The 6529-nt window shown below is 76.6% G+C and carries 6 protein-coding genes; 3 read left to right on the forward strand and 3 right to left on the reverse strand.

Features of this window, described 5'->3' with window-relative positions; translation table 11 throughout:
• On the forward strand, window positions 1–1614 hold a 1614-nt coding region (locus RI554_09960), incomplete at its 5' end, for a ferrous iron transporter B (protein MDR9392339.1).
• A gap of 69 nt (window positions 1615–1683) precedes the next feature.
• Here the strand turns inward: RI554_09960 and RI554_09965 are convergent.
• A complete protein-coding gene (locus tag RI554_09965; GenBank protein ID MDR9392340.1) occupies window positions 1684–2808 on the reverse strand; it encodes a DUF4236 domain-containing protein in 1125 nt (374 codons plus the stop codon).
• 58 nt (window positions 2809–2866) lie between these two features.
• On the opposite strand from RI554_09965, the gene RI554_09970 reads away from it, so the two are divergent.
• Both RI554_09970 and RI554_09975 read left to right on the forward strand, forming a co-directional pair.
• Entirely contained in the window at window positions 2867–3802 is a 936-nt protein-coding gene (locus tag RI554_09970) for an AEC family transporter (GenBank protein MDR9392341.1), read from the forward strand.
• A gap of 31 nt (window positions 3803–3833) precedes the next feature.
• On the forward strand, window positions 3834–5018 hold the full coding sequence (locus tag RI554_09975; protein MDR9392342.1) for an amidohydrolase: 1185 nt from the start codon (window positions 3834–3836) through the stop codon (window positions 5016–5018).
• Window positions 5019–5037: 19 nt separating this feature from the next.
• Here the strand turns inward: RI554_09975 and RI554_09980 are convergent, their stop codons facing one another.
• Window positions 5038–6123, reverse strand: coding sequence for an NADH:flavin oxidoreductase/NADH oxidase (locus RI554_09980; protein MDR9392343.1), 1086 nt, complete (start codon window positions 6121–6123; stop codon window positions 5038–5040).
• 58 nt (window positions 6124–6181) lie between these two features.
• A partial coding sequence (locus RI554_09985; protein MDR9392344.1) for a hypothetical protein occupies window positions 6182–6529 on the reverse strand: 348 nt, incomplete at its 5' end.

The following is a 6529-nucleotide window of genomic DNA, read 5'->3' on the forward strand; positions in this document are numbered from 1 at the left end:
CCCTACCCCGAGGCGGTGGCGCGCGCCGCCGGCCGCCTCCAGACGCACGCCCCCAGCCGCTGGCACCCCCTCGCGGCGCTCGCCGGCGAGTGGAACCCCGCGTCGGTCCCCGCGACCGCGGCCAGCGTCCCGGTCGGCGCGACCGTCGACCTGACCGACGCCGGTGGGCCGGGCGACCCGGGCGGACCCGCCTGGGCGGACCCGCTGGCGGTCCGCGCCGACCAGGAACGCGGCGGCCTTCTCGCGAGCGGCATCGATGCGTTCCTCGACGTCGCCGAAGCTCGCCACCGCTTCGCGCACGCCGTCGCCGGCCGCGCCACCCGTCCCGCCGGGGACGCGCAGGCGTCGCCCGGCGACCGCGTCGACGCGGTCGTCCTGAACCCGTGGGTCGGGCCGTTCGTGCTCCTCGCGGGGTTGGCCCTCACCTTCCACCTGACGTTCGCCCTCTCCGACCCCTGGGTCGGTTTCCTCGGCGAGGTGCAGGGCGTCCTCGCGGCATGGGCGGAGGCGCTGCCGTTGCCGGCGCTGGTGGGGTCGTTCCTGTCCGGCGCGGTGATCGAGGGGGTCGGCACCGTCGTCGCCTTCGTGCCGGTGCTGTTCACCCTCTACGCGATCCTCGGCTTCCTCGAGAACGCCGGCCTGCTGGCGCGCGTCGCCTACCTCGCCGACGGCCTCATGCGCAGCCTCGGCCTGCCCGGCCGCGCGGTCCTCCCGATGGTGTTGTCGCTCGGCTGCACGGTGCCGGCGGTGCAGTCGACGAAGATGCTCGAGCAGCCCCGCGACCGCCTCCGCGTCGCGCTGGCGATCCCGTCGATCCCCTGCGGGGCGCGGCTCCCGGTGTTCGTGCTGCTGGCCGCGGCGTTCGTGCCGCAGTACGCCGGGCTGGTGTTGACCGGCCTGTACGTGTTCGGCTTCCTCGCGGCGTTGTTCACGGCGCTCGTGTTCCGCGGGGCGCTCAAGGGCGAGACCGCGACCGGCGTCATGGAACTCCCCGACTACCGCCTCCCGCCGTTCGGGTTGGTGCTGCGCATCGCCTGGGTCCGCACGAAGGCGTTCCTCGCCGGCGCGGGCGGCCCGATCCTCGTCGTCGTCGCGATCGTCTGGGCGCTCCTGACCCTCACCCTCCCCGGCGGCACGAGCGTCTTCGAGGCGGTGTCGCGCAGCCTCACGCCGCTCTTCGCCCCGATCGGGCTGGGCGACTGGCGGGTCGTCGGGGCGTTGATCCCCGGCCTGGTCGCCAAGGAGGTCATGATCGGCAGCATGGCGCTCACCTTCACCGGGGCCGACGCCGCCGGGTCGGTCTCGTTCATCGCCGGCCTGCAGCACATGGGCCTCAGCCTCGTCGAGGCGGTCCGCAACACGATCGCCGGCCTGTGGGGATCGGTCCTCGCGACGGACGCGCCCGACGCGGCGCTCGGTTCGCGCCTCGCCGGCGCGATGTCGCTCGGCTCCGCCCTGTCGCTGATGGTGTTCAGCCTGTTGTACGTCCCCTGCGTCGCGACCGTCGCCGCTATCCGCAAGGCGTTCGGGACCCGCTACGCGGTCCTGTCGGTCGCGTGGCAGATGGCGATCGCGTACGTCGCGGCGCTCCTCGTGTTCCTCGTCTTCGCCTGAGCCGCGGCGCCTCCTCGCCGCGTCCCCCCGCGCCGCGCCTCCGGGCGCGGCGCGCGCCTTCGGCGCGCGTCAGCCGGCCAACCCGAGCCGCTCCGCGACGTCCTCGTAGTCGGGCGCGTCGGCGTAGATCGCCTCCAATTCGGCGCGGGCGCGGGCCTTGCGCCCGAGCGCCTCGTAGCACGACGCCCGCTCGTAGCGCGCCGCCCGCAGGAGCGCCTCGGGGCGGTCCTTCTTGCGACGGTACGCGGCGGTCAGCGCGTCCCGCGCGGCGGTCGGGAGCCCTAGGCGCCGCAACGCCCGCCCCTGCGCCAGCAGCACCGCGGCGTGCAGCGCGCTCTCGTTCTCGGTGCCCAGGGTGGCCCGGTGAATCGCGTGGAGGTCGTCGGGGTCCGGCGCCTCGCCCGCCGCCTCCGCCGCCTCGACCTGCGCGAGGACGACGTCGCTCCAGGCGGCCAGCACCAGCGGATCGTTCGGTGCGTCCGCGCGGAGGCGCTCCAGGTGGGCGCGGGCCACGTCCAGCCGCCCGCGCTCCTGCTCGACCTCGGCCAACGCGATGCGCGTGGCGGCGGGGTGCGGATGGAGGTGGGCGGAGGCGACCTCGGACAACGGCAGGTGCACGACGAGATCGACCCCCTCCTCGCCGCTCGCGACGCCCAACCGGTCGCCGTGCGCCGCGGCCCGCTCCAGGAGATGCACGGCGGCGTCCGCGTCGCCCCCCTTCGCCGTCAACAGCCCCGCCAGCCAGGCGGCGTCCACCGCCGCGTCGTCGACGCCCCGGCCGCCCGCCTGCGGCGCGTCGAGCGCGTCCGCGGCGCGGCGCAGCTCCCGGAGGCCCTCGTCCTCGTCCCCGCCGTGCAGGGCCCGGAGGCCGCGCACGAAGGCGCGTCGCGCCGACGACGCGGTGAGGCGCTCGAGGAGCCCCAGCTCGGGTGGGGCGCCCCGGCCGCCCGAGGCCGGGGGTGCATCGCCGCCGTCGCCGGCCTCGCCGCCGCGCCTCCCCCCGCGGCGTCCGCCGCCGGCCTGCACCGTGTAGAACAGGCCGGTCCCGGGAAGCCCGACCGTGCCCCGCGCCCCGCCCGGCCCGACGGTCGCGGCCGCCCCCCGCGGCCCCACCGACAACGACGCGCCCGAGCGGCTCAGGTTGACGCGGAGGCCGGGCGCCACCTGCAGCCTTCGCCAAAAGCGGAATCCCATGCCGACACGCCTACCACGCGTCCGACGTCGCGCGCGAGGGCGGGGTAGCCTTCGCCCCATGCCGCTCGTCGCCAGCGCCCTCGCTCCGCTCGTCCTGTTGATCGGGGTCGGCGTGGCGCTCGCCCGGGGGCGGTTCCTCCCCGACGGGTTCTGGCCGGGCCTGGACCGCCTGAACTACTGGGTGTTCTTCCCGGCGTTGATCCTCGAGAGCCTCGCGACGTCCGAGGTGGGGCTCGGCGGGAGTGGGCGGGTGGCGGTCGCCCTGTGGGGCGGGTTGGCCCTCGTCGCCCTCGCGACGCTCACGCTGCGCCGCGTCGTCGCCGCGGACGGGCCGGCGTTCAGTTCGGTCTTCCAGGGCGCCGTACGCTTCAACAGCTACGTCGCGTTCCTCGTCGTGCCGGTCCTCTACCCCGGCAGCGACGGCGCCGTCGCGCTGTTCGTCGCCCTGACCGTCCCGGTCGTCAACGTCCTCGCGGTCCTGGTCCTGGCGCGCTTCGCGGGCGCTGCGGCCCTCGACGGGCGCACGCTGCTGCGCTCGATCGCCTCCAACCCGCTGATCGCCGCGTCGCTGCTGGGGCTCGTCGCGAACGTCGCGGGCACGCCGCTCGGGCCGCTCGCGCGGGCGCTGGAGCTGTTGGGGCAGGCCGCCCTCGCCGCGGGCCTGCTGTCGGTCGGCGCCAGCCTCCGCTTCCGCGAAGCGGGGCGGCGGACGCGACCGATCCTGGCGTCCATGGCGCTCAAGTTCGTGGCGCTGCCGCTCGCGACGTTCGCGCTCGGGGTCGCCCTCGCGCTGCCGGCCGCCTGGTTGGGGCCGCTGGTGTTGTTCCAGGCGATGCCGACCGCGTCCGCCTCGTACGTCCTGGCCCGCGCCATGGGGGGCGACGAACGCCTGATGGCGTCGATCCTCGCGATCCACACCGTCGCCGCGATCGGGACGCTGCCGCTGGCCTACGCCGCGCTCCAAGCGGCGCTTCGGGCGGCGTCCGGGGGGTGAAGCGACGCCCCGCAGGGGGGTAGGCTGGCGCATGGACACGATGCACGCACGCGCTCAGGCCCTGACCGAGAAGACCGTCGCGACCCGCCGCGACCTCCACATGCACCCCGAGACCGCCTTCCAGGAGGTCCGCACGGCGGGCGTCGTCGACGCCCGCCTGCGCGAACTCGGCCTGACCCCCCGGACCGGCGTCGGGGGGACCGGCGTCGTCGCGGTGTGGGACGCCGGTCGGCCCGGCCCGACGGTGTTGGCCCGCGCCGACATGGACGCCCTGCCGGTGCCCGACGCGAAGGACGTGCCGTACGCCTCGACGACCCCCGGACAGGCGCACGCGTGCGGGCACGACGGCCATACGGCGGTCCTGCTGTCGGTCGCGGAGACCGTCGTCGGGATGGGCGACGCCCTCGCGGGCCGCGTGGTGTTCGTCTTCCAGCCCGCCGAGGAGGTCATGCCGGGCGGGGCGGAGGCGATGCTGCAGGACGGCGCCCTCGAGGGCCTCGCGATCGACCACGTGACCGGCCTGCACCTCTCCAGCCAGTACCCGACCGGCACGGTCGCGCTGCGGGCCGGACCGGCGATGGCGGCGACCGATACGTACGACCTGATCCTCCGGGGGCGCGGCGGGCACGCCGCCCGCCCGCAGGAGACGATCGATCCGATCGTGGCCGGCGCGGAGCTCGTCACGACCCTCCAGACGCTCGTCTCGCGCGAGCTCGACCCGATCGACCGGGCGGTGATCAGCGTGACCCGCTTCGAGGCGGGCAGCGCCTACAACGTCATTCCGCAGGAGGCGCACCTCGCCGGGACGCTCCGCACCTTCGAGGCGGACACCCGCGAACGGCTCCGCGAGCGCATCCACGAGGTCGCGGCGTCGGTCGCCGCGACGCACCGCGCGGAGGCCGACGTGCGGTGGACGTCGGGGTTCCCGGCGGTCGTCAACGACCCGACCGAGGCCGACCGGCTCCGCGCCGTCGCGGAGCGCGTCGTCGGCCCCGAACGGGTGGTCGAGATGGCGCCCATCATGGGCGGCGACGACATGGCGTACTGGCTCCAGCAGGCGCCCGGCTGTTACGCGTTCGTCGGCGCGTCGGGCGGCGACGCGACCGCCTGGCCGCACCACCACCCGAACTTCGACGTCGACGAGGCGGCGCTGCCGATCGCCGTCGAGCTGCTCGCCTCGAGCATCGTCGACGCGCTCGGCGGACCGACCGACTGACGCGCGGGCCCCTCGGGGCCTACCCCTCGGGCGCCACCGCCCAGCCGTACGCCTCCGGCCAGGGCGCGGCCACGCCGAGCGCCTCCGCGGCGTGGTGCACCCAGAAGGCGTCGTGGAGCATGCCCTTGCCGACCAGCACCAGGTCGGCGCGGCCCTCCGCGACGACGGAGGCGGCGACGGCGGGGTCGTGCAGACCGCCGACCGCGGCGCTCGCGACGTCCGCCCCGCGGCGGATCGCCTCCGCCCACGGCACCTGCCCGCCCGGGCCGACGTCGGGGCGGGCGCCCGGCCGCACCCCGCCGCCCGACGCGTCGATCACGTCCGCTCCGAGCGGCGCGAGGTCCGCGGCGAGCCGGACGCTGTCCTCCACCGTCCAGCCGCCCTCGGCGCCGTCGACGGCGGACAGCCGGACGAACAGCGGCTTCCCGGCGGGCCAGACCGCCCGGACCGCGGTGACGACCTCCTTGACGAGCCGCGTCCGCCCGGCCCAGTCGCCCCCCCACGCGTCGGTCCGGGGGTTCCCGAGGGGCGAGAGGAAGGCGTGGAGGAGGTAGCCGTGCGCGGCGTGCACCTCGACGACGTCCACGCCGATCGCGTCGGCGCGGGCGGCGGCGTCCGCGAACGCCTGCACGACCTGGGCCAGGTCGTCCCCGTCCGCGGCGCGGGGGGCGGGGTCGCCGTCGCGGAACGGGACGTCGCTCGGCCCGAGCGGCGTCCAGCCGCCCTCGTCGGCGGGCACGACGCCGCGCCGCGGCGCGCCGTACGGCCGGTAGGTCGACGCCTTGCGGCCGGCGTGCGCGAGTTGGATCCCCATCGCCGCACCGCCGGCGTGGACCGCGTCGACGACGGGGCGGAGGGCGGCGGCGTGCGCGTCGCTCCAGAGCCCCAAATCCTCGGGGCTGATGCGGCCGTCGGCGGTCACGGCCGTCGCTTCGCTGAACACCAGGCCGGCGCCGCCGAGCGCGCGCGCGCCGAGGTGCGCGACGTGGAACGGGGTCGCGAGGCCGTCGCGCGCGTCGCAGGCGTACATGCACATCGGCGACACGCCGATGCGGTTGCGGAGGGTCAGGTCGCGCAGGGGGAGCGGTTCGAACAGGGTCGGCATGCGGGGAGGGTACCGCGGCGCCCCGCCGGGCCCCCCACCGGCGCGTCGCGCCGAGGCGCTACGCCGCCGGTGTGCGGCCCGCGCGCAGGGCGCTCCAGCGGGCGGTGGCGACCATCGCGGCGACGAGGCCGATCTCTCCGGCGTTGGCGAGCGGCGCGGCGTACGCCCCGAACGCCGGTCCGGCGGCGGCCACGAGGAACATCGCGGCGGCCGCCAGCGCCAGCCACGGCCAGCCCCGCGCCCGCCAGAGCCAGGCGCCGACCGCGAGGACCGTCGCCACCATCGCGATGGCGACGGCGGGGCCGGGCCCGACGCGGTGCACCGCGTCGGTGGGGGCGCACAGGTACGCCTCGCTGCGCGTGGCGGTGTAGCGCACGGCGTCCCCGATGCAACCGATCACCAGCTC

Source organism: Trueperaceae bacterium, from assembly GCA_031581195.1.
Classification (GTDB): domain Bacteria; phylum Deinococcota; class Deinococci; order Deinococcales; family Trueperaceae; genus SLSQ01.

Excerpts from the sequence above, each read along its gene's own strand:
- RI554_09965 (MDR9392340.1), bottom strand. The coding sequence starts at position 2,808 with ATGGGATTCCGCTTTTGGCGAAGGCTGCAGGTGGCGCCCGGCCTCCGC.
- RI554_09980 (MDR9392343.1), bottom strand. The coding sequence starts at position 6,123 with ATGCCGACCCTGTTCGAACCGCTCCCCCTGCGCGACCTGACCCTCCGC.
- RI554_09970 (MDR9392341.1), top strand. The coding sequence starts at position 2,867 with ATGCCGCTCGTCGCCAGCGCCCTCGCTCCGCTCGTCCTGTTGATCGGG.
- RI554_09975 (MDR9392342.1), top strand. The coding sequence starts at position 3,834 with ATGGACACGATGCACGCACGCGCTCAGGCCCTGACCGAGAAGACCGTC.